This window comes from Rhodococcus sp. DMU2021 (genome assembly GCF_019641445.1).
Lineage (GTDB): Bacteria > Actinomycetota > Actinomycetes > Mycobacteriales > Mycobacteriaceae > Rhodococcus > Rhodococcus pyridinivorans.
Genome location: NZ_JAIFKB010000001.1, coordinates 437,419 through 462,768 on the forward strand (window position 1 = coordinate 437,419; position 25,350 = coordinate 462,768).

Annotated in this window: 26 protein-coding genes; 14 read left to right on the forward strand and 12 right to left on the reverse strand. The window is 68.3% G+C overall.

Annotated features, from left to right (window positions below):
• The first annotated feature begins 10 nt into the window (after positions 1-10).
• Positions 11-2,323, forward strand: coding sequence for a bifunctional (p)ppGpp synthetase/guanosine-3',5'-bis(diphosphate) 3'-pyrophosphohydrolase (locus K3M35_RS02075; protein WP_024100749.1), 2,313 nt, complete (start codon positions 11-13; stop codon positions 2,321-2,323).
• A gap of 91 nt (positions 2,324-2,414) precedes the next feature.
• Here the strand turns inward: K3M35_RS02075 and K3M35_RS02080 are convergent, their stop codons facing one another.
• A complete protein-coding gene (locus K3M35_RS02080) occupies positions 2,415-3,197 on the reverse strand; it encodes a peptidylprolyl isomerase (protein ID WP_006551398.1) in 783 nt (260 codons plus the stop codon).
• Positions 3,197-4,072, reverse strand: coding sequence for a peptidylprolyl isomerase (locus K3M35_RS02085; RefSeq protein WP_071934861.1), 876 nt, complete (start codon positions 4,070-4,072; stop codon positions 3,197-3,199). Before K3M35_RS02085 ends, K3M35_RS02080 begins: the two co-directional genes overlap by 1 nt.
• 149 nt (positions 4,073-4,221) lie before the next feature.
• Between K3M35_RS02085 and K3M35_RS02090 the strand changes: the two genes are divergently transcribed.
• From K3M35_RS02090 to K3M35_RS02100, 3 genes are all read left to right on the forward strand, one after another.
• Entirely contained in the window at positions 4,222-4,905 is a 684-nt protein-coding gene (locus K3M35_RS02090) for an MBL fold metallo-hydrolase (protein WP_220665971.1), read from the forward strand.
• Positions 4,906-4,968: 63 nt separating this feature from the next.
• Entirely contained in the window at positions 4,969-6,243 is a 1,275-nt protein-coding gene (gene hisS, locus K3M35_RS02095; RefSeq protein WP_220665914.1) for a histidine--tRNA ligase, read from the forward strand.
• On the forward strand, positions 6,230-6,874 hold the full coding sequence (locus K3M35_RS02100; protein WP_220665915.1) for a hypothetical protein: 645 nt from the start codon (positions 6,230-6,232) through the stop codon (positions 6,872-6,874). Before hisS ends, K3M35_RS02100 begins: the two co-directional genes overlap by 14 nt.
• A gap of 27 nt (positions 6,875-6,901) precedes the next feature.
• Here K3M35_RS02100 and K3M35_RS02105 read toward each other — a convergent pair whose 3' ends face one another.
• Together K3M35_RS02105 and K3M35_RS02110 are read right to left on the reverse strand one after the other, a co-directional pair.
• Positions 6,902-8,119, reverse strand: coding sequence for a hypothetical protein (locus K3M35_RS02105; RefSeq protein ID WP_220665916.1), 1,218 nt, complete (start codon positions 8,117-8,119; stop codon positions 6,902-6,904).
• On the reverse strand, positions 8,119-8,454 hold the full coding sequence (locus tag K3M35_RS02110) for a type VII secretion target (RefSeq protein WP_006551405.1): 336 nt from the start codon (positions 8,452-8,454) through the stop codon (positions 8,119-8,121). The genes K3M35_RS02105 and K3M35_RS02110 overlap by 1 nt, the downstream gene beginning before the upstream one ends.
• A gap of 197 nt (positions 8,455-8,651) precedes the next feature.
• On the opposite strand from K3M35_RS02110, the gene K3M35_RS02115 reads away from it, so the two are divergent.
• The gene (locus K3M35_RS02115) at positions 8,652-9,680 is read left to right on the forward strand and encodes an Rv2578c family radical SAM protein (RefSeq protein ID WP_024100755.1); all 1,029 of its coding nucleotides are present in this window, start codon (positions 8,652-8,654) and stop codon (positions 9,678-9,680) included.
• 20 nt (positions 9,681-9,700) lie between these two features.
• Here K3M35_RS02115 and K3M35_RS02120 read toward each other — a convergent pair whose 3' ends face one another.
• Together K3M35_RS02120 and K3M35_RS02125 are read right to left on the reverse strand one after the other, a co-directional pair.
• Entirely contained in the window at positions 9,701-10,144 is a 444-nt protein-coding gene (locus K3M35_RS02120; RefSeq protein ID WP_006551407.1) for a thioesterase family protein, read from the reverse strand.
• 108 nt (positions 10,145-10,252) lie between these two features.
• A complete protein-coding gene (locus K3M35_RS02125) occupies positions 10,253-10,717 on the reverse strand; it encodes a MarR family winged helix-turn-helix transcriptional regulator (protein ID WP_006551408.1) in 465 nt (154 codons plus the stop codon).
• Positions 10,718-10,810: 93 nt separating this feature from the next.
• Here K3M35_RS02125 and K3M35_RS02130 point away from each other — a divergent pair, with 93 nt between their 5' ends.
• Positions 10,811-11,836, forward strand: coding sequence for a pirin family protein (locus K3M35_RS02130; RefSeq protein ID WP_064060274.1), 1,026 nt, complete (start codon positions 10,811-10,813; stop codon positions 11,834-11,836).
• Entirely contained in the window at positions 11,833-12,612 is a 780-nt protein-coding gene (locus tag K3M35_RS02135) for a pirin-like bicupin family protein (RefSeq protein ID WP_006551410.1), read from the forward strand. The genes K3M35_RS02130 and K3M35_RS02135 overlap by 4 nt, the downstream gene beginning before the upstream one ends.
• A 72-nt stretch (positions 12,613-12,684) precedes the next feature.
• Here the strand turns inward: K3M35_RS02135 and K3M35_RS02140 are convergent, their stop codons facing one another.
• On the reverse strand, positions 12,685-13,698 hold the full coding sequence (locus K3M35_RS02140) for a hemolysin family protein (RefSeq protein WP_170318499.1): 1,014 nt from the start codon (positions 13,696-13,698) through the stop codon (positions 12,685-12,687).
• The gene (locus tag K3M35_RS02145; protein ID WP_006551412.1) at positions 13,691-15,058 is read right to left on the reverse strand and encodes a hemolysin family protein; all 1,368 of its coding nucleotides are present in this window, start codon (positions 15,056-15,058) and stop codon (positions 13,691-13,693) included. The genes K3M35_RS02140 and K3M35_RS02145 overlap by 8 nt, the downstream gene beginning before the upstream one ends.
• A gap of 423 nt (positions 15,059-15,481) precedes the next feature.
• Between K3M35_RS02145 and K3M35_RS25970 the strand changes: the two genes are divergently transcribed.
• Both K3M35_RS25970 and K3M35_RS02150 read left to right on the forward strand, forming a co-directional pair.
• On the forward strand, positions 15,482-15,604 hold the full coding sequence (locus tag K3M35_RS25970) for a hypothetical protein (protein WP_016933989.1): 123 nt from the start codon (positions 15,482-15,484) through the stop codon (positions 15,602-15,604).
• 268 nt (positions 15,605-15,872) lie between these two features.
• The gene (locus K3M35_RS02150; RefSeq protein WP_060653197.1) at positions 15,873-16,307 is read left to right on the forward strand and encodes a DUF4383 domain-containing protein; all 435 of its coding nucleotides are present in this window, start codon (positions 15,873-15,875) and stop codon (positions 16,305-16,307) included.
• 48 nt (positions 16,308-16,355) lie between these two features.
• Here the strand turns inward: K3M35_RS02150 and K3M35_RS02155 are convergent, their stop codons facing one another.
• Positions 16,356-18,089 carry an ATP-dependent DNA helicase RecQ gene (locus K3M35_RS02155; protein ID WP_064060276.1) on the reverse strand — a complete coding sequence of 578 codons (1,734 nt, stop codon included), beginning with the start codon at positions 18,087-18,089 and terminating at the stop codon, positions 16,356-16,358.
• 162 nt (positions 18,090-18,251) lie between these two features.
• Here K3M35_RS02155 and K3M35_RS02160 point away from each other — a divergent pair, with 162 nt between their 5' ends.
• Positions 18,252-19,043, forward strand: a complete 792-nt coding sequence (locus tag K3M35_RS02160; protein ID WP_033096580.1) for an SDR family oxidoreductase — start codon at positions 18,252-18,254, stop codon at positions 19,041-19,043.
• 19 nt (positions 19,044-19,062) lie between these two features.
• Here the strand turns inward: K3M35_RS02160 and K3M35_RS02165 are convergent, their stop codons facing one another.
• Positions 19,063-19,689: a hypothetical protein gene (locus K3M35_RS02165; RefSeq protein WP_006551417.1), complete on the reverse strand. Its 627-nt coding sequence runs from the start codon at positions 19,687-19,689 to the stop codon at positions 19,063-19,065.
• 33 nt (positions 19,690-19,722) lie between these two features.
• A complete protein-coding gene (locus K3M35_RS02170) occupies positions 19,723-20,226 on the reverse strand; it encodes a hypothetical protein (RefSeq protein ID WP_064060278.1) in 504 nt (167 codons plus the stop codon).
• Positions 20,227-20,338: 112 nt separating this feature from the next.
• On the opposite strand from K3M35_RS02170, the gene K3M35_RS02175 reads away from it, so the two are divergent.
• Positions 20,339-20,638, forward strand: coding sequence for a protease inhibitor I42 family protein (locus tag K3M35_RS02175; protein WP_006551419.1), 300 nt, complete (start codon positions 20,339-20,341; stop codon positions 20,636-20,638).
• Between the two features lie 43 nt (positions 20,639-20,681).
• Here K3M35_RS02175 and K3M35_RS02180 read toward each other — a convergent pair whose 3' ends face one another.
• Positions 20,682-21,599, reverse strand: coding sequence for a neutral zinc metallopeptidase (locus tag K3M35_RS02180; RefSeq protein WP_064060279.1), 918 nt, complete (start codon positions 21,597-21,599; stop codon positions 20,682-20,684).
• Positions 21,600-21,738: 139 nt separating this feature from the next.
• On the opposite strand from K3M35_RS02180, the gene aspS reads away from it, so the two are divergent.
• From aspS to K3M35_RS02195, 3 genes are all read left to right on the forward strand, one after another.
• Positions 21,739-23,526 (forward strand): aspartate--tRNA ligase, encoded by a 1,788-nt coding sequence (aspS, locus tag K3M35_RS02185; RefSeq protein WP_220665917.1) that lies wholly within the window; start codon positions 21,739-21,741, stop codon positions 23,524-23,526.
• A 181-nt stretch (positions 23,527-23,707) separates the two neighbouring features.
• The gene (locus tag K3M35_RS02190; protein ID WP_006551422.1) at positions 23,708-23,977 is read left to right on the forward strand and encodes a DUF4235 domain-containing protein; all 270 of its coding nucleotides are present in this window, start codon (positions 23,708-23,710) and stop codon (positions 23,975-23,977) included.
• 204 nt (positions 23,978-24,181) lie between these two features.
• Positions 24,182-25,345 carry a kinase gene (locus tag K3M35_RS02195; protein WP_033096583.1) on the forward strand — a complete coding sequence of 388 codons (1,164 nt, stop codon included), beginning with the start codon at positions 24,182-24,184 and terminating at the stop codon, positions 25,343-25,345.
• Positions 25,346-25,350 lie beyond the last annotated feature (5 nt).

Here is a 25,350-nt window from a genome sequence, read left to right on the forward strand (position 1 = left end):
AGGTTGAGGCATGACCCAGAATCTCGATCGGTCCCACAATTCCGGTCAGAACCCGACCCCCACACCGGCATCGACCTCCGCGTCGAGGCGGGTACGCGCGCGCCTGGCACGACGCATCACCGGTCAGCGGGGCACGAGCCTCAAGCCGGTCCTCGAGCCGCTGGTCACCATCCACCGCGAGCTGTACCCGAAGGCCGACCTCTCGCAGCTGCAGCGGGCCTACGACGTCGCGGAGGAACGGCACGCCAGCCAGAAGCGCAAGTCCGGCGATCCCTACATCACCCACCCGCTGGCGGTCGCCACGATCCTCGCCGAACTCGGCATGGACACCACGACCCTCGTCGCGGCACTGCTCCACGACACCGTCGAGGACACCGGGTATACGCTCGAGCAGCTCACCGCCGAGTTCGGTGAAGAGGTCGCGCATCTCGTCGACGGCGTCACCAAACTCGACAAGGTCGTGCTCGGTTCGGCCGCCGAGGGCGAGACCATCCGCAAGATGATCATCGCGATGGCGCGCGACCCCCGGGTGCTCGTCATCAAGGTCGCCGACCGTCTGCACAACATGCGGACCATGCGCTTCCTGCCTCCCGAGAAGCAGGCCCGCAAGGCACGCGAGACCCTCGAGGTCATCGCCCCGCTGGCCCACCGCCTCGGGATGGCGACGGTCAAGTGGGAGCTCGAGGACCTCGCCTTCGCGATCCTTCATCCGAAGAAGTACGAGGAGATCGTCCGGCTCGTCGCGACCCGCGCACCGTCGCGCGACACCTACCTGGCCACCGTCCGTGACGAGATCGGACGGACACTCTCCGCGTCGCGGATCGACGCGGTCGTCGAGGGCCGGCCCAAGCACTACTGGTCGATCTACCAGAAGATGATCGTCAAGGGCCGCGACTTCGACGACATCCACGACCTGGTCGGCGTGCGCATCCTGTGCAACGAGATCCGCGACTGCTACGCGGCCGTCGGTGTCGTGCACTCGCTGTGGCAGCCCATGGCGGGACGGTTCAAGGACTACATCGCCCAGCCCCGCTACGGCGTCTACCAGTCGCTGCACACCACCGTCATCGGTCCCGAGGGCAAGCCGCTCGAGGTGCAGATCCGCACGCACGAGATGCACCGCACCGCAGAATTCGGCATCGCCGCGCACTGGCGGTACAAGGAGACCAAGGGACGCCACTCGGGTGATGTCGCCGAGCTCGACGACATGGCCTGGATGCGGCAGCTCCTCGACTGGCAGCGGGAAGCGGCCGACCCGGGGGAGTTCCTCGAATCGCTCCGCTACGACCTGGCGGTCAAGGAGATCTTCGTCTTCACGCCCAAGGGCGACGTGATCACGCTGCCTTCCGGCTCGACGCCCGTGGACTTCGCGTACGCCGTGCACACCGAGGTCGGGCACCGCTGCATCGGAGCCCGCGTCAACGGCCGCCTCGTCGCCCTCGAACGCAAGCTCGAGAACGGCGAGGTCGTGGAGGTCTTCACCTCCAAGGACCCCAACGCCGGCCCGAGCCGCGACTGGCAGTCGTTCGTCGTCTCACCCCGCGCCAAGGCGAAGATCCGGCAGTGGTTCGCCAAGGAACGTCGCGAGGAGGCCCTCGAATCCGGCAAGGACGCCATCGCGAAGGAGGTCCGTCGCGTCGGTCTGCCGCTGCAGCGCCTGATGAACGCCGACCTGATGGTCGCGGTCGCCAAGGAACTGCGGTACGCCGACGTCTCGGCGCTGTACACCGCGGTCGGTGAGCACCACGTCTCGGCGCACCACGTCGTGCAACGGCTGGTCGCGCTGCTTGGTGGCGTCGGTGGCGTCGAAGAGGAACTGGCCGAGCGGTCCACACCGTCGACCATCCCGACCCGCTCGCGGAACAGCGGCGACTCCGGTGTCCTCGTGCCGGGCGCACCGGGGACGGTCTCGAAGCTCGCCAAGTGCTGCACGCCCGTCCCCGGCGACGAGATCATGGGCTTCGTGACCCGCACCGGAGCGGTGAGCGTGCACCGCACCGACTGCACCAACGCCGGGTCGCTGCGGGAGCAGTCGGAGCGCATCATCGAGGTGCAGTGGGCGCCCTCGCCGTCGTCGGTGTTCCTCGTCGCGATCCAGATCGAAGCTCTCGACCGGCACCGTCTGCTGTCCGACGTGACGAAGGCACTCGCCGACGAGAAGGTCAACATCCTGTCGGCCTCCGTGACGACCACGGGCGATCGGGTCGCGGTGAGCCGGTTCACCTTCGAGATGGGCGACCCGAAACATCTCGGGCACGTGCTCAACGTCGTCCGCAACGTCGAGGGCGTCTACGACGTGTACCGGGTGACCTCGGCAGCCTGACCGAATCCGTCTCGGTCTCGCGCCGGACGACGACATCCCGCCCCGGAATCTCCGGGACGGGACGTCCGTACGTTCCGTGCGAACGGGGGTGTCAGGACCCGACGGTCACCGACTCGATCTGCACCGCGCGGTTGGGGGCACCGCCGCCGGCCGCCATCGATCCGTCGTCGCCCTCCGCCGCGACCTCCTCGATCACGGCGAGTCCGGCCTCGTCGACCGTCCCGAAGACCGTGTAGGTGGGGGGAAGCTGCGAATCCTCGTAGACCAGGAAGAACTGGCTGCCGTTGCTGCCGGGCCGGCCCGTGTTGGCCATCGCGACCGTGCCGCGCGGGTAGATCACCGGCTGGCGCAGCTGGGCGTCGCCGGGTGCGTACACGTTCTCCGGGTACTCGGTGTCGAAGCCGTAACCCGGCCCGCCCGTGCCGGTGCCCGTCGGGTCGCCGCACTGCAGCACCTGCAGACCCGGTGAGGTCACCAGCCGGTGGCAGGGCGTGTCGTCGAAGTAGCCCTGCTCCGCGAGGGACACGAAGCTGTTGACCGTGCACGGTGCCGCGGCACGGTCGAGTTCGACGCCGATCACGCCGACGCTGGTGGTGATCTGCGCGGCAGCAGCGCCGGTGGCGGAGACGTCGTCCGAGGCGGGGGCGGTTACGTCGCGTGCGGCGTCACCCGAGGCGTCGTAGGTGCACGAGACGGAGTCGGTGCCGCTGGGTCGCTCCGGTAGTTCGCCCGTGTAGGCGGGGGACTGCCGGTCGGCGGCGGACGCCGGTGCCGACGAGCTCGCGGCGGTATCGGTGGACGAATCGTCGGAGCACCCCGTGAGCAGGAGTGCCAGCCCGGCGCCGGCGGCGAGGGCGGTGCGCAATCGGATCATCAGTCCATCCTGACCGACGTGAGGGTGGTCTCCAGCGCGGGGGCACCGTCGGCGGCTCCGCCTGCGACGCCGGCCGCGGCGATCTTGTCGAGGGTCGCGAGACCGGTCTCGTCGATCGTGCCGAAGACGGTGTACTGCGGCGGCAGCACCGAATCGCCGTACACCAGGAAGAACTGGCTGCCATTGGTGTCCGGGCCGGCGTTGGCCATCGCGAGGGTGCCACGCGGATAGGTCATCGGTTCCTGCGCGGCGGGATCGTCGGCGGCGAACTGATCGGTGGGGAACTCGTTGGCGAACTGGTATCCCGGACCGCCCGACCCGCTACCCGACGGGTCGCCGCACTGCAGGACCTGCAGGGACGGCGAGGTAGTCAGACGATGGCAGGCCGTCTCGTCGAAAAAGTTCTGCGAGGCCAGCGACAGGAAGCTGTTGACGGTGCACGGCGAATCGTCGTTGTGCAGGATCAGGCCGATGTTCCCCTGGCTCGTCTCCATGCTGACGCTGATGTCCGTGTTGCCCTCACCGGTGGTGCGGATGCCCTCGGTGCGCGGCGGCTCTGCCGGCTTCGACGGTTCGCGGCCGTCCGCGGTGTAGGAGCAGCTCACCGTCTCGGGCAACGGCTCGGACCGGCCGTCGGGGAGCGCGGCGTACTCCATTTCCGAACCCGAGGTGTCGTTCGACGCCGCCTCGGTGGCCGTGTCGTCGCCCCGGTCGACCGCCCACAGAGCAACACCGGCGCCGACGACCACGATCACTCCGAGCGCGGACAGCGCGATCGTCATGCGGCGCCGCTTGCGCTCGCGTTCGGCTCGACGCTCGAGCTGCCGTTCGAGTTTGCGTTTCGCGGCCTGGCGCCGTTGTGCGTTGCTCGGCACTGCAGTAGTCCTCCCGTGAACGATCGATGTGGTCCAACCGACTTCGAAGCAGACCCGAGTCTGCCACCCGGGACCGGCAACCCGCGGGCAGGGCGCAACGCATAGTCTGTAGGAGACCTCGAAGGCTTCCACCCGTAGGAGCGATGCTCGTGCTCGTGACCGGATTCCCTGCCGGGATGTTCCAGACCAACTGCTACATCCTCGCGCAGGACAACGCGAAGGAGTGCGTCATCGTCGATCCCGGCCAGGACGCCGCCGAGCCGCTCGTGGAGTTCCTCACCGGATCCGATCTCACGCCCCGGGCGGTGCTGCTCACGCACGGTCACCTCGACCACATGTGGTCGGCGCAGCCGGTGGCCGACCGGTACGGGATCCCCGTCTACATCCACCCCGACGACCGGATGATGCTCACCGATCCGCTGCAGGGCATGGGGTCGAGCCTCGCCCCCTTCCTCGACGGCGTCGAGTTCGTCGAACCGCAGCAGGTCGTGGAGTTCGGCGACGGAGACGAGATCGAACACGCCGGAATCGAGTTCGTCGTCGACCACACGCCCGGACATACCCGCGGCTCGGTCGTCCTGCGCACGCGCACCACCACCCCGGACGGGGCCGCCCTGAACGTCGCGCTCACCGGCGACACCCTGTTCCAGGGGTCGATCGGCCGCACCGACCTGCCCGGCGGCGACCACGCGCAACTGCTCGACTCGATCGCGCGCAAGCTGCTCGTGCTCGACGACGGCACCAACATCCTCCCCGGACACGGCGGATCGAGCACGATCGGGCAGGAGCGGGTCTCGAATCCCTTCCTCACCGGCCTGGCAGAATCCCGCTGACGGCACGAACACCGCGATCCGTCCGGTGACCAACCGAGAGAATCCCGAGAGAAGGCAGTACCAGTGAGCAAGGCCTCCACGTTTTCGGCGCCGAAGGGTGTGCCCGATTACGTTCCCCCGCAGTCGGCGGAGTTCGTGGCGGTACGGGACGGTCTGACCCGTGCCGCACGCCTGGCGGGGTACGGGCACGTCGAGCTGCCCATCTTCGAGGACACCGGCCTGTTCGCTCGCGGCGTCGGCGAGTCCACCGACGTCGTCACGAAGGAGATGTACACCTTCGCCGATCGCGGTGAGCGCTCGGTCACGCTGCGTCCCGAGGGCACCGCAGGCGTGATGCGCGCGGTGATCGAGCACGGTCTCGACCGCGGTCAGCTCCCCGTGAAGTTGTCCTATTCCGGGCCGTTCTTCCGCTACGAGCGCCCCCAGGCGGGCCGCTACCGTCAGCTCCAGCAGGTCGGCGTCGAGGCGATCGGCATCGACGATCCCGCGCTCGACGCCGAGGTCATCGCGGTTGCCGACGCAGGATTCCGGTCGCTCGGACTCGACGGATTCCGCCTCGAGATCACCTCGCTCGGCGACGAGACCTGCCGTCCGCAGTACCGGGAGAAGCTGCAGCAGTTCCTGTTCGCCCTCCCGCTCGACGAGGAGACGCGCCGCCGCGCCGAGATCAACCCGCTGCGCGTGCTCGACGACAAGCGCCCCGAGGTCCGCGAGATGACCGCCGACGCGCCGCTGATGCTCGACCATCTCTCGGACACCGCTCGCGCACACTTCGACGAGGTACTCGCCCACCTCGACGCGATCGGCGTCCCGTACGTCGTCAATCCGCGCATGGTGCGCGGCCTCGACTACTACACGAAGACCACCTTCGAGTTCGTCCACGACGGGCTCGGCGCCCAGTCCGGCATCGGTGGTGGTGGCCGCTACGACGGGCTCATGGAACAGCTCGGCGGCCAGCCGCTCTCGGGCATCGGTTTCGGGATCGGCGTCGACCGCACGGTTCTCGCGCTCGCCGCCGAGGGCAAGACCGCCGGCAGCCCCGCGCGGTGCGAGGTGTACGGGGTGCCGATGGGCGACGCCGCCAAGGTCGCCCTCGTGCCCATCGCGCACAGACTGCGCGCCGCGGGTGTCCGCGTCGACCTCGCATACGGTGGGCGCGGCCTCAAGGGCGCCATGAAGGCGGCCGACAAGTCCGGTGCCGTCGTCGCGCTCGTGCTCGGTGACCGCGAACTCGAGGCAGGTGAGGTCGTCGTCAAGGATCTGCGCAACGGCGAGCAGCACAGCGTTGCACTCACGGACGTCGTCGCCCGTGTGGGTGAGGTCGTTGCCGGCGCATGACGACCGGGACGGTGCCGCCGTCCCGCTCGATCTGATCCCGTCCCGGCTGCTCCGGCCACGCGCCCGCAGGATCGCGCTGCTCGCGCTCGCCATCGGCGTCGTCCTCGGCGTTCTGGTCTGGATCGTCGCGCCCGGATGGGTCGCGCTGCTCGTCGGGGCCGTCTTCGCGGTGCCGCCGGCCGTCGGTGCGTTCCTGGCCACGCGTCGGCACCTGCTGCTGCGCGGCACCGTCGTCACGCTGTCGGGGGCGTTCCGGTCGCGCAGTGTCGATCTCGCGCGACTCGCCGGTGTCGAACTGATCGTCCGGGTGGGCGGGGTATCGCAGGCCGTCGTGCGCGTCAACGACGGTGAGCACAATCTCGTGTCGGTCCCGCTCGCCCTGTACGCCAACGGCGGCGGTCGCGAACTCGACGTGCTGGCCCTGCGAAAGCTCGCGGATGCGCTCGCCACCAGCGAGATCGCTCCGGCGGCGGCGATCTCGTCGGTGCTCGTCGAACAGTTGCGGGCCGAGGCCCGCGACGCCGCGCTCGGCGAACGCCCGCTCTACCGGGCGATTGAACTCGCGCGCGGCGCCGGCCGGGTGCCGCAGACGACGCTGACCGACCACGAGGTCGCCTCCCTCGTCGACTGACAGGCTCGTCCGATCGACGAGTAATGCTCAGCGGTCGTCGTGCGAACCGATCACGGCGGGAACGACCAACGGCAGTTCGCCGACGACCTCGGTGCCCTCCGCGGCGGCACTCAGCAGACGGGTGGGGGAGCGGTGCTCCTCGTCGTCGGACCCGCGAGCGGACGTCGCGGGGACCATCCCACCGGTCGAGGGTGCCCTTCCCATCGCGCTCGCGCCGGTCGTGGCCTGCGCACTCCCGCCCGAGCCCGGGGCGGTCGGAATCGGAGCGGCGGCAGGCACACCCGCAGTTCCGAACGCGGCCCCCGCGGTGCCGTGACCGGTGACCACTCCGGCCGACACCGTTCCGGCCGATCCCGCGACCGCCGCACCGACGGTCGGAGCCGCCGCGTGTGCGGTGGGCGCGGTCGACGCGTAGGCGGTGGGAGTGGTCGCGGCGTGCGCGGCGGCCGTGAACGGCGCTGCGACACTCGACGCGACATCGGTTGCGGCCGTGGCGACCGTGCGCATCTCCTGCACCCCGGCCACGGCCACCGGCGCGGGCACGGGAATCGGCGTGGTCAGCGCCGTCATCGCGGCGGTGTGGACCGTCAGCTCGCCCCGGGTACGCGCAACGACGGCCAGGGCAGCCTGGAGATGCTGCGCGGCGGACGCCAACAGGGCGGCCTGGCCCGGCGGCGTCGCGAGAGCCGGTGCGGCCGCCATCGCCGTGGTCACGAACGACTGTGCGATGCCGGTCAATTCGATGTTGCCGCGTTCGACGGTCGCCGTGGCGGCGCGGGTGACGTCGCCGATCCGGTCGCCGCGGTCGGCCAGTTCGAGGGCCGACTGCTGCGCGCGCACACCGTGACCTGCGGCCTCGTCGGCCGTTGCTCCCTCCCACGACTCCGGAAGTGCGTGCAGCGCACTGCGTCCGAGCATCGTGGCGGTCTCGAGCAGACGCGACCCCTGCTGCAGGATCGCCGACGGATCGAGCGAGTCGAGGATACCGGTGCCGAACATCGAGCAGAGTTCGGTGAGCGGCCGCACGATCGTCTCGAGATCGGGCAGCACCGGTACCGGAATCGATTCGAGCAGCTCGACGATCGAATTCGCCTCGAGGACGGGCAGACCCGGCTCGGGAAGAACGGGTTCCGGAAGTACCGGCAGCGGTGCGTCGAGGACCGGTCCGATCGGCGACGCGCGGAGAGCGTCGAGAACGGTCGGTGACGCTGCGGGTGTTGCGGTGTCGATGACCGATCCCTGCATCACAGTCCTCCCGCAGCGTCGGCCAGCGCCGAAGCCGTTCCGGTGTCGGTCGTTTCGTAACCGGTGGCCGCCTCGTGTGCTGCGATGCCGTTGGACGCGTAGGCCCACGACAGTTGCGCGACGGCACTGGTGTGCTCGGATTGGGCCGCGGCGAACACCGCGAGGAACTCTCCGCCGATGAGTCCCAGAGCCGGACTCAACGCGGAGATGTTGGCCTGCAGATCGAACGTCCCCGCCTGCGCCACCTGCTCGGCCGCACGAAGATTCGTGGCCCCGAACGCTCGAATACCATCGGGCACCACCCGGATTCCGGCACCGGGAAACAGACCGCTCATCGAACCCCCCATCGAAGATCAGTGTGGCGAGCACTGTAACTCGAGCGCACCGGGCGAGCCACCGGACCCTCGGCCGCCTGTGGATGAACGGATGGGAATGCCGATGTATTCGTTGCACCGCGAGTGCGCTCCGTCCGATCGACCACGATGCCGAACGATCTGTTGACAGCGAATAGCACACATGTTCGACTGGGGGTATGAGGTGGGCGGGTCAGACTGTGGATGCGGACGACGGAGCTCTGCCGGGCCTCGAACGGGCCGGTCTCGTCCGTAGTGTCCGCACGCCGGAGTTCGAGGGAGTCACCTTCCATGAGGTGCTGTGCAAGAGCGCGCTGAACAGGACGCCGGAGGCCTCCCGGTTGCCGTTCCGGTACACCGTCAACACGTTCCGGGGCTGCACCCATGCCTGCCGGTACTGCTTCGCCCGGCCCACGCACGAGTACCTCGATCTCGACGGCGGGCACGACTTCGACTCGCAACTGGTCGTCAAGACCAACGTCGCCGCCGTCCTGCGCCGCGAACTCGCGCGACGATCCTGGACCCGGGAACACGTGGCGCTCGGTACCAACACCGATCCCTACCAACGGGCAGAGGGGCGCTACCGGCTGATGCCCGGAGTCATCCGGGCGTTCGCCGAATCCGGCACCCCCTTCTCCATTCTCACGAAGGGCACGCTGCTGCGCCGCGATCTTCCGCTGCTGTCGCTGGCGGCCGGTCAGGTCGATGTGTCGGTCGCGGTGTCGCTCCCGATCGGCGATCCCGAACTGGCCGCGCACATCGAACCGGGCACGCCGTCACCGAAGGCCCGTCTCGATCTCGTGAAGGCGGTCGTCGACGCCGGATTGTCGTGCCACGTCATGGTCGCTCCGGTGCTGCCCTTCCTCACCGACTCGCGACAGCACCTCGACACGCTGTTCGGCTCCCTCGCCGCCGCCGGCGCGTCGGGGGTCACCGTAATACCGCTGCACCTGCGCGGCTCGACCCGCGGGTGGTTCCTGTCGTGGCTCGCGCAGGAGCATCCTGCCCTCATGAGACGCTATCGCCGCCTCTACGGACGGGGCGCGTACGTTGCTCCGGAGTACTCGCAGTGGTTGGACGAGCGGGTCGCGCCCCTGCTCGAACGTCACCGCCTCGGGGTCCGGGCGTCCGCTCGGCGTGAGGAGAGGGGTGCGCTGCGCGCCGACGAACGCGTCCCCGAACCCGAGGCGGCGCTCACCCTGTTCTGAGACAGTTCGTGGGCGGCGCGTCAGTCGTCGTATGCGAGCCGGACCTTCTCGAACGCCACGCGCGATGCTTCGGAGATCGGTTGCGAGCCGCCTTCGGCGGCGGTGCCGACGTCCACCGAGTCGGCGAGCGCGACGCACCGGCCGTGCTGGAACAGGGCCGAGCCGATCACCACCGACGATGTCCCGATGCGGTGGACACCGGTGGCGATGACGATGTCGTGCGGATAGAACACCTCGGCCAGGAAGTTGATCTCGATCTTCGCGAGTACCGCACGCTCGAAGGGGTAGGTATCGCCCAAGGTCGACGACACGGCCTCCATGACGAGGACGCGGGCCTGCTCGAAGTAGCGGGCGATCGAGACGTTGTTGATGTGTCCGAGCGCGTCGGTGTCGCCGAACAGGGGCGTGATCGTGCGCTGCAACGGATACAGGTCGAGCGAGGTGCGTCGCGGGTCGTGCCGCATGGGAGGTACCGCCTTCGGAGGTCGTGGCTGTGACCCGGTCAACATATCCGTGATCCGATCGACGTCCCGCTCCGGAGGTGCGGGCGGAGTTCGCTTCGGGGCGGAGGCCTACCGTCTGCCGTCGATCATGCGATCGCGCATGCGGGCGAAGACCTCGGTCATGGGGGCGATGTCGGCGGGGGAGAGCAGGTCGAACATGTTCTCGCGGACCGCCCCGACGTGGCCGGGACCCGCCTCGGCGAGTCTCGCGTAGCCGACGTCCGTGAGTTCGGCCCACGCGCCGCGTCGGTCGGATTCGCACTCCACGCGCCGCACCCACCCCGCGTTCTCCATGCGGGAGACGGCGCGGGTGATGCCGCTGCGGGTCGTGGTGCTCGCGTCCGCGAGGTCGCGCATGCGCATCCGGCGGTCGGGTGCCTCGGACAGCAGGACCAGGATCTCGAAGTCGGTGAAGGAGATGTCGGAGTCCCGCAGTAGCTGCTTGTCGAGATTCTGGAACAGCAGGCGCGTCGCATCCAGATAGGCGCGCCACAGGCGCTGTTCGTCGTCGCTGAGCCACTTCGCGTCTCCCATGATCCCCAGTGTACCCGTGTTAGTTGACTGCGCAATCAAATGTGACACAATGGATAGGGTCGACCGACGGACCACCGAGAGGAGTCGAGCGGCATGAGCAACACCGACACCCGTCCCGAGGAGATCCGCTGCCGGACGGAGGACCTCCCCATCCGCGACCCGCTCCGCCCCCGCGTGGAGATCATCACCTCGCGTGAGGTCCCGCTCGGTGGCCCCCGGGCCATGCCCGTGCGCCGTACGCTTCCGCAACGGCAGCGTTCGCTGATCGGCGCGTGGTGCTTCGTCGACCATTACGGCCCCGACGACGTCTCCCGCACCGGCGGCATGGACGTCGCACCGCACCCCCACACCGGTCTGCAGACGGTGTCGTGGCTGTTCACCGGCGAGATCGAACACCGCGACAGTCACGGCGTGCACGCGATGGTCCGGCCGGGGGAGTTGAACCTCATGACCGGAGGCCACGGAATCTGTCACTCCGAGGTCTCCACCTCCGCGACCACGACACTGCACGGCGTGCAGTTGTGGGTGGCCCTGCCCGACGCACATCGCGATGCGCCCCGCGACTTCCAGCACCACGTGCCGCCGGTCGTTCGAGTGCCCGGTGCAGAGGTCAAGGTCTTCCTCGGTTCGCTCGCCGGCGAGGAGTCGCCCGTGACGACGTACACCCCGCTGCTCGGCGCAGAGATCGTCCTGGACCCCGCGGCGAGCATCACCCTCGACGTCGACCCGTCGTTCGAGCACGGGGTGCTCGTCGACACCGGTACGGTCGCGCTGTTCGGCACCGTGCTCACGCGAGCCGCCCTCGGCTACACCGGAACCGGCGTGCCGGCCCTCGAACTGACCAACACCACCGACGAACCCGCACGTATCGTCCTCCTCGGCGGAACACCCCTCGGCGAGGAGATCGTGATGTGGTGGAACTTCGTCGGCCGCGACCACGACGAGATCGTCGCCTACCGGGACGCCTGGGAACGCGGGTGCGATCGGTTCGGCCGCGTCTCCGGCTACACCGGGAGGGTCGAGCGTCTCCCGGCGCCGCCCCTGCCCCAGGCGCGTATCCGCCCCCGCCGCAATCCGCCCACCGCAGATCCGAACTGCCCGACACAGGACCCCGCATGAGCACCGCACCGATTCTCGACGTCCGCCGCGCGGACGACCGCCTCCACACGAAGATCGACTGGCTCGATTCGAGGCACTCCTTCTCGTTCGGCCACCACTACGATCCCGACAACACGCATTTCGGGATGCTGATGGTCAACAACGACGACATCGTCCGTCCGGGAAGCGGTTTCGACACTCACCCGCACCGCGACATGGAGATCGTCACCTGGGTGCTCCGCGGATCGCTCGTGCATCAGGACTCGACGGGGCATTCCGGGGTGATCTACCCGGGTCTCGCGCAGCGCATGAGCGCGGGCTCGGGGATCCTCCACTCCGAGAAGAACGACTCGTGGCGTCATCCCGGTGCCACTGCGTCGTATGCCGCCGAGCACGACGAACCGGTGCGGTTCGTGCAGATGTGGGTGCTGCCGGACGAAGCCGGGATCGAGCCGGGCTACGAACAACTCGAGATCGACGACGAACTGCTCTCCGGCGGACTCGTGCCGGTCGCATCCGGAATGGACGCCTACGCCGACCATTCCGCCATCCGCATCCGCAACAGATATGCCGCCATGCACGTCGCGCGGATGCGTCCGGATCGCCCCGTGACGCTGCCGGACGCACCCTTCGTGCACCTCTTCGTCGCCCGGGGCGAAGCCGCACTCGAGGGAGCCGGACCTCTCGCCCAAGGAGACGCAGCGCGGATCGCCGGAGGTGGCGGCCGACAGCTCACCACAGCCACCGGCGCCGAGATCATCGTCTGGGAGATGCACGCCGCACTCGGACACTCCTGAACGGTCCCGGCCGGGGCAGGAAACGACGTCAGGCCCGTCCCGGAGATCCGGGACGGGCCTGACGTCGGTACGTCAGCTCGTGGCGCCGCTCATCGGCAGCAGCCGGGCCAGGACGTCCGAGAGGGTGATCAATCCGACGATCCGTCCGTTCTCGGTGACGGTGACCAGATGGTTCCTGGTCTCCCGCATCGTCGTCAGCGCCTCGTAGACCGGCGTCGCGGCGTCGATCGTCAGCGCGGGGCGCATCAGTTCGGTCGCCGTGGTTCCGGGTGCGGCCTGGAGACTGTCGCGCACGTGCACGACACCGTCCACGTGGCCGTTGTCGCGCACGAGCAACCGGAGGTGCCCGGTGCGATGGGCCGTCTCACGGATCTCGACGGCCGTCGAGGTCGGCTTCACGCTGCTCGGCTCGGCCTGCGGCGTGACGATCTCGCCGAGCGTGAGCGTCTCGAGCTCCAGCGCGCTGCTCAGGTGCCCGTGATAGCGCTCGTCGAGCGTGCCGACGGTGGCCGAGTGCTCGACCAGGTGCCGCAGCGCATCGGGATCCTGACCTTCGGCGACCTGATCCACCGGGTCCACACCGACCTTTCGCAGACACCAGTTCGCCATATGATTCAACCGGACGATCAACGGCCGGGTCACCCACATGAACGCGCGCATCGGCAGCGCCAGCATCGTGGCGGACTTCTCCGGGTGGGCGATCGCCCACGACTTCGGTGCCATCTCGCCGACGACGAGGTGCAGGAACGTCACGATGATCAGCGCAAGGACGAAGCCGGCCACGTCCGCGAGCCACAGCGGCGCGCCCCAGTTCTCGAACAACGGCGTGAGCCAGTGGTGCACCGCGGGTTTCGTCGTCGCACCGAGTGCGAGCGTGCACACCGTGATACCGAGCTGGGATCCCGCGAGGAGCACTGACAGTTCGGACGCGCTGCGCAGGGCGGCCCGCGCCGAGCGGCTCGACGTCGCTGCGTCCTCGAGTCGGTGTCGTCGCGCCGCGATGAGCGCGAACTCGACCGCGACGAAGAACGCGCTGGCGGCGATCAGGCCGATCGTCACCACCGCGACGACCACAGGATTACTCATTGCCGGTCACCTCGTCCGTCAGAACGGTCACGCGCACGGACGACGGCACGTGCTTGTCGATGTCGCGTACCTCGGCCACCAGGGTCCTGTGGATCGGGCCGTCCCCGTTCAGCAGTTCGGCGGGATCCGGATCCAGTGTGATCCGGACGGTGTCACCCACCTCGGGGAGGCCACCGAACTCGGTGATGACCAAGCCGGCGAGCGTCTCGTAGTCGCCCTCGGGCAGTTCGTGGTCGAGGGTGCGGGCCACCTCGTCGATGTGTGCGTCGCCGCGGACGATCCAGCCGTCGCCCTCGGGGCGGATGACCTCGGCGGCCATCGCAGAATCGTGCTCGTCGGCGATCTCGCCGACCAGTTCCTCCGCGATGTCCTCGAGGGTGACGACGCCGGCGAACCCGCCGTACTCGTCGATCACCAGTGCCATCTCGTCCTCGGCCCGGGCCAGTTCGGTGAGAACCTCCGGCAGTGCCAGCGTGGCCGGCACGATCACGGGGGGGCGGCAGACCCCCGCGGCCGTGCCCGTCGGGGTGTCGAGGCCGAGGAGGTCGTGCAGGTGCACGACACCGCGCAGATCGTCGGACGAGGTGCCCACCACGGGGTATCGGGTGTGCCCCTCGCTCATCTTGTCGAGGATGGTGGCGACCGGCTCGTCCAGTTCGACGACGTCGACCCGCGACCGCGGGATCATCGCGTGTTCGGCGGTCCGGGTCGGGAACTCGAGGATTCGGTCGAGGAGGGTGGACAATTCCGGCGGAAGTTCGCCGGTCTCGCGCGACGCGGCCACGATGTGTTCGAGGTCGCGCGGTGTCGCGGAGTGCTCGACGTCGTGCACCGGCTCGATGCGCAATGCCCGCAGCAGGAGATTCGACGACGCGTCGAAGAGTTTGATCAGCCATCCGAAGACGGCGAGATAGGCGCTCGTCGACAGGGCGAGGCGGCGTGCGACCGGTTCGGGACGGGCAATGGCGAGGTTCTTCGGTACCAGTTCACCGAAGACCATCTGGACCACCGTCGAGAAGAGCACGGCCAGCACGGTGCCGACGGCGACACCCACCGCGGTGGGGATGCCCACCCCGCCGAGCAGTTCGCCGAGACCGCTACCGATCAGCGGTTCCGCGACGTAGCCGACGAGCAGGCCGGTGACGGTGATGCCGAGCTGAGCGCCCGAAAGCATGAAGGAGGTGCGGCGGGTGACCGCCAGTGCGCGGGCTGCAGCCGAGTCACCGCCTTCGGCGCGGGCCTTCAGGCGGGAGCGGTCGACGGCCATGTACGCGAATTCCTGCGCGACGAAGTAGCCGGTCAGTGCAGTGATGGCGAGAACGACAAGAATGCCGGCCGCGATTCCGAGGGCGGTCAGCACTTCGGGGACCGGGCTCGGGTGACGAGCAGAGCGTCATATCTGGGCGGGACGGGTCTTCGAGGTTTTCGCTTGGGGCGTTTCATGACTCCCTCGGGGTCGGGTGGGCAGGTGTACTTACAGGATAGGACGAACGGGCACCGGCGGAAGTTCCCCCCGCGGGGTGGAGATATGGCCACAAGGCGATCTTGTAATATGGGAATCTTCCCCGAATAGGCCGTATTGTCCGGCCTGGAAACTCCCCGAATAATACGACATATCGGGCCGATTTTCACCGAATTCTCCATATTTCCCCTGCTAGGGCTGATTTGTGTTCCGGATTACAATTCTTCGCGCTGCGCAGCTGTCGAATGCAGGTAACAATTGGATCGCGTGTCGACGCGAGTCGTCACAACTTCGATGTCGTTCCATTGATGGGAGAAGCCCGTGCCTGCACTCGAGTTCCTTGTCGACCTCTTCGGTAACCTGTCCGACCTGTTCGACGTGCTGAACTTCTTCACCGGTTCTGCTGATGCGGCCGGCGATGCGTTCGGCAGCAGCCAGGCCTGAGCCTCGCAGACTCGAAGGCCCGCGGGTTGATCCCGCGGGCCTTCGTCGTGTCCGGACACGGTCGTGTCCGTCCGGCCAGAGGGTGGAGTGCCGCACCCGACCTCGGCCGCCGTTCTCGACCTCCGTCCTCGAGCATGGAAACCGACGTTTGGGTTCGTTCGGTCACGGCTAACCGGGGAATGTAACTCGGACCACTCGACCCGAACGGACGTTCGGTGAGAGGACTCGGAACATGACATCTCGAACCCCAAGCCCCGGCCGTGGCTCGATGACGGCAACACCGGTGCAGACTGCGGCGCTCGTGGTGGGCGCTGTCTTCCTCCTGGTGGGCATCCTCGGCTTCATCCCGGGGGTCACGTCGGACTACGATCAACTCTCGGGCGCAGGCCATCATTCCGAAGCCATGCTCCTGGGGATCTTCCAGGTCTCCATCCTGCACAACATCGTGCACCTGTTGTTCGGTGTCCTGGGGCTCGCTGCGGCCCGGGCCGTGGCAACCGCCCGCAGTTTCCTGATCATCGGCGGTGCGATCTACCTGGTGCTCTGGATCTACGGCCTGATCATCGACAAGGACAGCGGCGCCAACTTCGTGCCGGTGAACTCCGCGGACGACTGGCTGCACTTCGTCCTGGGTGTGGGCATGATCGCGCTCGGTGTGCTCCTGACACGCACGCGGACCACCCCGGGCACGGTTCGCCCCTGATCCGTACCCACCCGTCGTGATGACGGGATCCGGAGAACCCGTGGCCCCTCATGCCACGGGTTCTTCGGCATGGGCAGGTACGGGCTCTGCCGGTGCGGGGTCGTCGACCTTCAGCACCCCCGACTCGGCGACTGCATCGAGCGACAGTGTCCGATAGCCCTCGCTGTCGAACAGGACGGTGACGCGATCGTGCTCGCAGGTCATCACCACTCCCGGTCCCCACTCGGCATGCACGACATGCGTGTTCGGGGCGAACACGGACGTCTCGCAGTACGCCGGGGCAGTATCGGCGCCCCGAAGCACGGATACCGTCGCAACCTCGTCGGACGCGCCGTCCCGGCAGGTGTCGCACCGGCCGCAGGGGTCGGACAGCGTCTCGCCGAAGTACCCGAGCAGGAACCGGCGGCGGCAACCGCGAGTCTCGGCGTAGCCCCGCATCATCTCGACCCGCGATCGGTCCAGTCGTTCGCCCGACGCGGCCGTCTCGCGTGCGTGCTCGACCGCCTTCCGTCGGGGGATGTCGGCGGCGGAGAGTCCACGCCGGCCGGAGACGAGCGCTCCGCACCGTTCGAGCAGGTTCACCGCGTTGGCCAGTCTCCGCCCCCGCACGTCGAGCTCGGTACGCAGCCGTCCGAGCCTCATCGGCGACGCGGAGCGGACCGCCGAGAACACCCGGCCGATCAGCTCCTCGTCGGGGTTGTGGGTGGTGAAGAAGGTCGCGAGCGACAAATCCTCGGGACGGTAGAACATCAGGACGGTGGCCGGCTCCCCGTCGCGTCCGGCGCGCCCGATCTGCTGGTAGTAGGAATCGACCGAGTCCGGTATCGAGGCGTGCACGACGAAACGCACGTCCGGCTTGTCGATGCCCATACCGAAGGCGGAGGTCGCCACCACGACATCGCAGCGACCGTCGAGGAATCCGAGGTGAACGTCCCCGCGCTCGGCCGCGCGCATCCCGGCGTGATACGGGCACGCGTCGATCCCGCGTTCACGCAGGGCCTCGGCGTATCGCTCGGTGTCCTTGCGGGTCGCGGCGTACAGAATGCCGGGACCGGGCAGGGACGCCACGGCCTCGACGACGGCGCGTCGCTTCTCGCCGTCGTCAGTGTGCCTGCGCACCTCGATGTCGAGATTCGGGCGGTCGAAACCACCGGCGACGACGAGCGGATCCCGCATGCGCAACGCCTCGACGATGTCCTCGCGGACCGGGGGTGAGGCGGTGGCGGTGAGCGCGACGACGGGTGGCCGGCCCAGGGCCTCGGCCACGTCTCCCAGGCGTAGATATTCCGGCCTGAAGTCATGGCCCCACATGGCGACACAGTGCGCTTCGTCGACGACGATGAGCGAGACCTCCACGCTTCTCAGACGCTCCAGGACCTCGTCCTTGGTGAGCTGCTCGGGGGCGAGGAAGACGTAGTCGGCATCGTGTTCGAGCACGGCCCGCCAGTTCGCCTCGTTCTCCGACTCGCACTGGCGCGAATTGATCGCGACCGCCTCGGGTGCCTCCGAGTGGTCCAGACCGGCGATCTGATCGTTCTGGAGCGCGATCAAGGGCGAGACGACGACCGTCACCCCCGGTAGCAGCAGCGAGGGCACCTGATAGATCGCGGACTTCCCGGAGCCGGTGGCCATCACGGCGAGGACGTCGCGTCCGCCCAGCAGCGGAACCATCGCGTCCAGTTGTTCGGGACGCAGCGTGTCCCAGCCGAACACCTTCTGCGCGGCGGCGCAGAGTTCCTCGCGTGCATCCTCCGATGCAATGTCGGACGACGACCGATACATCTTGTGCTGCAAGTGGACTCCAGAACTCGGAAGGGACTGCGCGCGCAGGGTGCCCTCCGCTTACCCGAGGACGTGCCCGCCCCAAACTGTTGCGAGATCCCGGCGCCGTGTCGACCCGGCGGGGTGTGGGTACCCGCGAGCCAGACGTGCCGAGGAGGAGATATGAACGACGCTCGACCCCTCGCTCTGGTGACCGGAGCATCGCGAGGCATAGGCCGGGAGTTGGCGGCCCTGTTCGCGGCCGACGGATACGACCTCGTGCTCGCGGCGAGATCGGACACTCTGGACGAGGTCGCCGCAGACCTGCGGACGTCCGGCGCGGAGGTGGTGTCGGTCCACGCGGATCTGAGGACTCCGGAAGGGGTCCGGGCGGTCCACGAGGCTGCGACGGCCGGAGGTCGCGTCCCGGCGGCGGCTGCGCTCAACGCCGGTGTCGGGATCGGCGGGGCGTTCGTCGACGCAGAGCTCGGGGACGTCCTCTCGATCGTCGACGTCAACGTGCGCTCGACGGTGCATCTGGCGCACCTGCTGCTGAACGACATGCTGCGGGCGGGCTCGGGCCGGATGCTCGTCACCTCGTCGGTGGTGTCGAAGATGCCCGGCCCCTACCAGGCCGTGTACAACGCGTCCAAGGCCTTCGTGCAGTCCTTCACCGACGGCGTCCGCAAGGAACTCGACGGTAGCGGGGTCACGCTCACCGCGATGCTCCCCGGTGCCACCGACACCCACTTTTTCGCACGTGCCGGGATGCTCGACACGATCCTCGGGAAGGCGCCCAAGGACGATCCTGCGCACGTCGCGCGCGACGGTTATGCCGCTCTGATGCGCGGCGAGGCGACTGTGGTGCCCGGCTCCGTGCTCGCGAAATCCATGGCGGTCTTCGGCACGGTGGCGCCCGACGCGGTGACCTCGGCGGTTCACCGGGTCCTGGCCAAGCCTCGATCGGGGCGATGATCCGCGACGGCAGGACCGCTCAGTCGGATCGCGTCCGCACTGCCGGGCGGGTGGGGTGGTCGTAGCGCACCAGGACGTCCGCGTCCGCTCCTGCATGTTCGAGCACCGCGTCATGTTCGAGCACCGCGTCGATCGTCCAGTGATCCTCGGGGCGCGTGCGCCTTTCGAGCGCGCCCCGGGACATCGTCAGGACGACGGTGACATCGAAGTCGAGACCACGGCCGAGAAGCATAGGGCCGGCGACGACGAGGATCTGGTCCTCCGCCGCTCGACGCGGGCGCTCGCGCGCCGAACGGTCGGTGCGTTCGTCCCACAGCCGCGGAAGCCATCGTCGATGTTCGTGTACCGCGCGCAGCACCTCTCGGTCGACCGCGGCGTAGTCGAACCAGTCGTGGCGGTAGCTGTACGGATCGGTCCGTCCGTGCTCGAGTCGGAGCGATGCGGGCCGGACGAAATCGTGGAGGTCGACGACGTCCGCTGCGCGGCCCCGCGTTCTCAGTTCCGTCGCGACACGCTGTGCGAATTCCACCGGGTCTGCCGCGTCCGGTGCGCTCACGGCGATGCACACGCTTCCGGTGAGCGCCTCGGCGCGATCGGCGACGGAGGCCGTGAGTATCTCGGGGGTCAGGGGAGTGAAGGCGGGCATCGCTCGCCGTTCACGCCCATCCGCGTATGGGGGTCACCAGGGCGGCGTGTCGTTCCCGTCCGGTACCGGGGTGTCGAGGAGCCGGTCGAGCCAGAGCACCGCCTCGACCAGCGCTTCCATCTGCGACGCCCAGTCCATGGCGAAGACCACTTCGTCGAGTTCGCTGCGGGCCGCGACCGAGTCGCCGGCGAGCGCGTCGACGACCGCTTTCATCACGGTGCTCTCCGGCTGCGGGAGTTCCTCCGGCCGGACGTGACGGCCGCTCTCGGTCCGGATGGTCAGTTCGAAGCTCTCGTCGCCACGCACCTGCGGGCCGATCTTGTCGACGACGACGTCGGCGATCGTCGAGACCGTCCACCTCAGCACGTTCCCGTAGAGCGGGGGAGTGATCTGTGACGGCGGGTTCGAACCGGGGCTCGACACCAGCGCCGCGACCTCTTCGGTCAGTTCGCTGTAGCCGTTCTCGTGTGCGAGAGCGAGAAGGCGTCCTCCCATCACCGCGTCGCTGCGTGTGATTCCGGCTCGTTCTTCGTGCATGCAGAACGAATGCCCCGTTTTGTGTCCCATCACACATCGCGGTCGCGACGGGTGTGCTAGCGCCATGGTCACGAGAGTGAGGAAAATCACATTCGCGGGCTATCCTGAGGTCATGAAGCACATCGCCACTGGTCCGAAGGATGTCACGGTCGGTGTCGGGGACACGATCGAACTGCATCTCCCTGAGAACACCTCCCGGGACTACTGCTGGTCGACGTCGAGGGTCGGAGAGGGGCTCGTCCTTCGCGACATCCGATTCCTGCCGTCGAAGAACCCGTTGCCGGGAGGGACCGGCGAGCGGGTCTTCTGTTTCAAGGCGCGCCGCGCCGGTACCTGGCCCATCTCGCTGCGCATGCGGAAGCATGCCGACCTGGTCGCCGACCGCGCGAACATGACCGTCACCGTCGCGTGACGGCGTCCCGGCGCTCGCTCTGCGGTTCACGACACCGCGGAACTCAGCGCAGTGCCGGCGGGTTGTCGAGATCGCGTGCCGAGTAGGTGTCACACGCGTCGACCCGGCCGGTGCGGTATCCGGCCAGGAACCAGGCCTGACGCTGCTCGGACGACCCGTGAGTCCATCCCTCCGGGTTCACCCGGCCGGTGGCGGCCCGCTGGATCCGGTCGTCGCCGACGGCCGACGCGGCCGACAGTGCGTCGCGGATGTCGGCGTCGGTGAGCGGCACGAGGAAGGGCTCTCCGGTGGTCGGCTCGGGCAGCTTGTCGGCATGGTAGGCCCACACCCCGGCGTAGCAGTCGGCCTGCAGTTCCGTACGGACAGCGCCGGATTCGGGGCCGCGCGGGTCGGCCTGTGCGCGACCGAGATCGCCGAGCTGGTTCTGCAGGTGGTGCCCGAACTCGTGGGCGACGACGTATTCCTGCGCGAGCGGACCTCCACTGGCGCCGAACCGTGTCTCGAGTTCGTCGAAGAAGCTGGTGTCGAAGTAGGCGGTCCGGTCCGCCGGGCAGTAGAAGGGCCCGATGTCGCTGGTGGCGTTGCCGCAACCGGTGGACGTGGCCGAGGTGAAGATCTCGACCTCCGGCTGCACATAGGCCACGCCGGTCTGTGTCGCGAACTGCTGCTCCCACACCGAGTCGAGCGACCCGACGGTGTAGAGCACCCGGCAGTCGACGTTCTCGTTCGCGGCGCTGCCACCGACCTCGCACTGTTCGAGTGCGCTCTCGGCTTGCGGATCGCCGGAGGTGTCGGGCATTCCCGAGCCGAGCAGCGAGGACGGATCGCCGCCGAACAGCAGCGCCAGGATGATGACGATCAGGCCGCCGGCCCCGCCACCGAGAGCGAGCTTTCCGCCACGCCCACCGCCGCCGGTACGGACACGGCCCGCATCCATGCGTGCACCTTCTCTGAACGTCATCGCCGCCGCTTTCTCCTGTGTTCGTCGGATTCGGACAAGCTTGGCACGAACTATTCGGTACGGGTGCGCTCGGGCCGATCGTGTCTTTCGTAGGATTACAGCCGACGAACCCGTCGCTGATCGTTTCGAAAGGAATTCCGTGCTGCGCACCCATCTCGCCGGCTCGTTGCGAGCCGAGCACGCCGAGCAGACAGTCACCCTCACCGGTTGGGTTGCCCGGCGACGCGATCACGGCGGGGTCATCTTCATCGACCTGCGCGACGCCTCGGGTGTCTCGCAGGTGGTCTTCCGCAGCGCCGGCGTCCTCGAGCAGGCGCACCGGCTCCGCGCGGAGTACTGCGTCCGGATCACCGGCAAGGTGGAGGTCCGCCCCGAGGGCAACCAGAACTTCGAGATCCCGACCGGTGCGATCGAGGTCGACGCCTCCGAGCTCGTGGTTCTCAACGAGGCCGCCCCGCTGCCGTTCCAGCTCGACGATCAGGTCGGCGAGGAAGCGCGCCTGAAGTACCGCTACCTGGATCTGCGTCGCGAGAAGCCGGGCAAGACCATCCGTCTGCGCAGCAAGGTCAACGCTGCTGCCCGCGCGGTGCTCGCCCACCACGAGTTCGTGGAGGTCGAGACCCCGACCCTCACCCGCTCCACGCCGGAGGGTGCGCGCGACTTCCTGGTCCCGGCCCGCCTGCAGCCCGGTAACTTCTACGCTCTGCCGCAGTCCCCGCAGCTGTTCAAGCAGCTGCTCATGGTCGGTGGCATCGAGCGCTACTACCAGATCGCCCGCTGCTACCGCGACGAGGACTTCCGCGCCGACCGTCAGCCCGAGTTCACCCAGCTCGACATCGAGATGGCGTTCGTCGATCAGGACGACGTGATCCTCCTCGCCGAAGAGGTGCTGCACGCGTTGTGGCGCCTGGTGGGCTACGAACTCGAGACCCCGATCCCGCGGATGACCTACGCCGAGGCCATGCGCCGTTTCGGCACCGACAAGCCGGATCTGCGTTTCGGCATCGAACTCGTGGAGTGCAAGGAGTTCTTCAAGGACACCACCTTCCGCGTCTTCCAGGCCGAGTACGTCGGTGCCGTCGTCATGCCCGGTGGCGCGAGCCAGCCGCGTCGTCAGCTCGACGCATGGCAGGAGTGGGCCAAGCAGCGCGGTGCCAAGGGTCTCGCCTACGTGCTCGTCGGTGAGGACGGCACGTTGAGCGGTCCGGTCGCCAAGAACCTCACCGACGCCGAACGCGAGGGTCTCGCCGCGCACGTGGGCGCGAACCCCGGCGACTGCATCTTCTTCGCCGCCGGTCCCACCAAGCAGATGCGTGCACTGCTCGGCGCCGCCCGCGACGAGATCGCCCGCAAGCTCGATCTGATCGATCCGAACGCATGGGCGTTCGTGTGGGTGGTCGACGCCCCGCTGTTCGAGCCGGCGGCCGACGCGACCGCGAGCGGTGATGTGGCCCTCGGTCATTCGGCGTGGACCGCGGTGCACCACGCGTTCACCTCGCCCAAGCCCGAGTACATCGACACCTTCGATACCGATCCGGGTTCGGCGCTGGCGTACGCCTACGACATCGTCTGCAACGGCAACGAGATCGGTGGCGGCTCGATCCGTATCCACCGCCCCGACATCCAGGAACGGGTGTTCAAGGTGATGGGCATCTCGGAGGAGGAAGCGAACGAGAAGTTCGGCTTCCTGCTCGAGGCGTTCAAGTACGGCGCGCCCCCGCACGGCGGCATCGCCTTCGGCTGGGACCGTATCACCGCGCTGCTCGCCGGGATGGACTCGATCCGCGAGGTCATCGCGTTCCCCAAGTCCGGTGGCGGTGTCGATCCGCTGACCGATGCACCCGGCCCGATCACGCCGGAGCAGCGCAAGGAGACAGGCATCGACTTCGTGCCCGAACCCGAGACCGAGGGCGCTGACAAGGCCTGATCACCCGTAGCTGTCGATGGCGCGGTGTCGCCCGTCTCCGGACGGGGGCACCGCGCCGTCGTGTGTGCCGTCCGGTGGTGCTCCCGAGTGAGGTTCGTGGGCCCGATGAGGTTTGTGAGGATCCTGCCCGGGTACTCCGTCGGTCCGGCGCCAACGGGGGCGACGGATCGAGGAGGTATCCATGGCCGACGCACGCGTGATCTTCTACAAGCCGCTCGCTCTCGCAGCCAGTGTGGGAGGAGGCATCCTCGCCGGAGCCGTCTTCAACCAAGTGTGGAAGAAGGTCGGCGGCAGTGACGAACGGCCCGAACCTCAGGATCTGTCGCAGCGCACCCGGGACGTGCTGATCGCGGCCGCCCTCCAGGGTCTGATCTTCGGTGTCGTGAAGGCTGCGGTAGATCGTGGCACCGCCCGTGGTTTTCAGAAGGTGACACACGTTTCACCGGAATGATCGTGACGTGTCCCGATCGTGATCGGCGTCCGAGGAGCGGAGCGGCCGGGGCGCGGACGGGGACACACCCGGATGAACAGCGATTTCCCCTCGCAAAGCAGACAAAAGTGACCTGGTGGGCCGGGCACGGGTGAAGAAGGTCCTGCTCGATCCGAGCATTGTGGAGGACCTCGTCGTGACCGAGAACCTGTAGATTGGGCAGTGATGACCGCAACATTGGCAGACCCCGTGTCCGAGGTGGTTCACGCCGCCGAAGCGCTGCTCACCCGCCGTACCGGCGCCACGGTGACCCTGACCGATCCGGTGGATCTCGGGGGCAGTGGCCGCTCGATGGTCGTACGGGTACGAGTGGCCGCCAATCCGTTCTCGCTCCCGCGCACTCTTGTCCTCAAGCAGGTACCGCCCTCGCGTGGCACCGGCCACGTCGACTTCCGCGGTTCCGAGACGGACGAGCAGATCGCCTTCCTCCGCGAGGCGGTCTCCTACCAGTTCACGACGGCCCTCGCGAAGGATCACCGTCCGGGTGCCGAACTGCTCGCCTACGACTTCGACGCTCGCCTGCTGGTCCTCAGCGACCTCGGCGACGCGACCACCCTGTCGGAGGTGCTCCGCAACAGTTCCGAGGCCGCCGGGAACACCCTGATGGCCCTGGCTCAGGCACTCGGACGCATGCATGCGGCGACCGTCGGCCGCGAGGAGGACTTCGCGGCGCTGCTGCGTCGCGCCGACGTCGCGCGGGTCGCCGACGCCGTGTCCCAGCAGGCCCTCGATGCCGTGCGGGGTGTGCCCGAGCTCCTCGAGGCCGACTTCGGCCTGTCGGTGCCCGAGTCGGTACGCGAGCGTGCCGAGCGGGCGTCCAAGCTGTTCACCGGCGGGCGTTTCCGGGCCTTCAGCCCGTCCGACCTGTGCCCCGACAACATCGTGGTCGGCGACGAGGGTGTGCAGTTCCTCGACTACGAATGGGGCGGCTTCCGCGACGCGACCCTGGACATCGCATACGCCCTCAGTTCCTTCCCGCTGTGCCTGTGCTCGGTGCCGCTGTCCGTCGATCGCATCCGTGCGATGGCCGACGCGTGGCGCGCCGAGGTCGTCGCCATGTGGCCGCAGCTGGCCTACGACGAGGTGCTCGAGGAGCGGCTGCTCGACGCACTGCTCGCGTGCATCTGGCTGAGCACGCACCTGTTCCTGCCCGAGGACCATGCCCGGATCGCCTCGGTACGCGAACACGGACTGTCTGTGCCGCGCATCCCCGCGCTCCGCGCCCGTTGGTCGCTGCTCGCCGAGTTCGCCACCGCGACAGGCCACGACGACGTCGCCGCGCACGCCCGCGACGTGCTCGCCCACCTCGAGGACCGCGCCGCCGGCTAGAGCGA

Bases quoted from the DNA above. Each gene is read 5' to 3' on its own strand.
- K3M35_RS02115 (WP_024100755.1), top strand. From the start codon at position 8,652: ATGAGGTGGGCGGGTCAGACTGTGGATGCGGACGACGGAGCTCTGCCG.
- K3M35_RS02150 (WP_060653197.1), top strand. From the start codon at position 15,873: ATGACGGCAACACCGGTGCAGACTGCGGCGCTCGTGGTGGGCGCTGTC.
- K3M35_RS02160 (WP_033096580.1), top strand. From the start codon at position 18,252: ATGAACGACGCTCGACCCCTCGCTCTGGTGACCGGAGCATCGCGAGGC.
- K3M35_RS02135 (WP_006551410.1), top strand. From the start codon at position 11,833: ATGAGCACCGCACCGATTCTCGACGTCCGCCGCGCGGACGACCGCCTC.
- K3M35_RS02105 (WP_220665916.1), bottom strand. From the start codon at position 8,119: ATGCAGGGATCGGTCATCGACACCGCAACACCCGCAGCGTCACCGACC.
- K3M35_RS02180 (WP_064060279.1), bottom strand. From the start codon at position 21,599: ATGACGTTCAGAGAAGGTGCACGCATGGATGCGGGCCGTGTCCGTACC.
- K3M35_RS02155 (WP_064060276.1), bottom strand. From the start codon at position 18,089: ATGTATCGGTCGTCGTCCGACATTGCATCGGAGGATGCACGCGAGGAA.
- K3M35_RS02190 (WP_006551422.1), top strand. From the start codon at position 23,708: ATGGCCGACGCACGCGTGATCTTCTACAAGCCGCTCGCTCTCGCAGCC.
- K3M35_RS02075 (WP_024100749.1), top strand. From the start codon at position 11: ATGACCCAGAATCTCGATCGGTCCCACAATTCCGGTCAGAACCCGACC.
- K3M35_RS02165 (WP_006551417.1), bottom strand. From the start codon at position 19,689: ATGCCCGCCTTCACTCCCCTGACCCCCGAGATACTCACGGCCTCCGTC.
- K3M35_RS02080 (WP_006551398.1), bottom strand. From the start codon at position 3,197: ATGATCCGATTGCGCACCGCCCTCGCCGCCGGCGCCGGGCTGGCACTC.
- K3M35_RS02170 (WP_064060278.1), bottom strand. From the start codon at position 20,226: ATGCACGAAGAACGAGCCGGAATCACACGCAGCGACGCGGTGATGGGA.
- K3M35_RS02140 (WP_170318499.1), bottom strand. From the start codon at position 13,698: ATGAGTAATCCTGTGGTCGTCGCGGTGGTGACGATCGGCCTGATCGCC.
- K3M35_RS02175 (WP_006551419.1), top strand. From the start codon at position 20,339: ATGAAGCACATCGCCACTGGTCCGAAGGATGTCACGGTCGGTGTCGGG.
- K3M35_RS02130 (WP_064060274.1), top strand. From the start codon at position 10,811: ATGAGCAACACCGACACCCGTCCCGAGGAGATCCGCTGCCGGACGGAG.
- K3M35_RS02120 (WP_006551407.1), bottom strand. From the start codon at position 10,144: ATGCGGCACGACCCGCGACGCACCTCGCTCGACCTGTATCCGTTGCAG.
- K3M35_RS02125 (WP_006551408.1), bottom strand. From the start codon at position 10,717: ATGGGAGACGCGAAGTGGCTCAGCGACGACGAACAGCGCCTGTGGCGC.
- K3M35_RS02195 (WP_033096583.1), top strand. From the start codon at position 24,182: ATGACCGCAACATTGGCAGACCCCGTGTCCGAGGTGGTTCACGCCGCC.
- K3M35_RS02110 (WP_006551405.1), bottom strand. From the start codon at position 8,454: ATGAGCGGTCTGTTTCCCGGTGCCGGAATCCGGGTGGTGCCCGATGGT.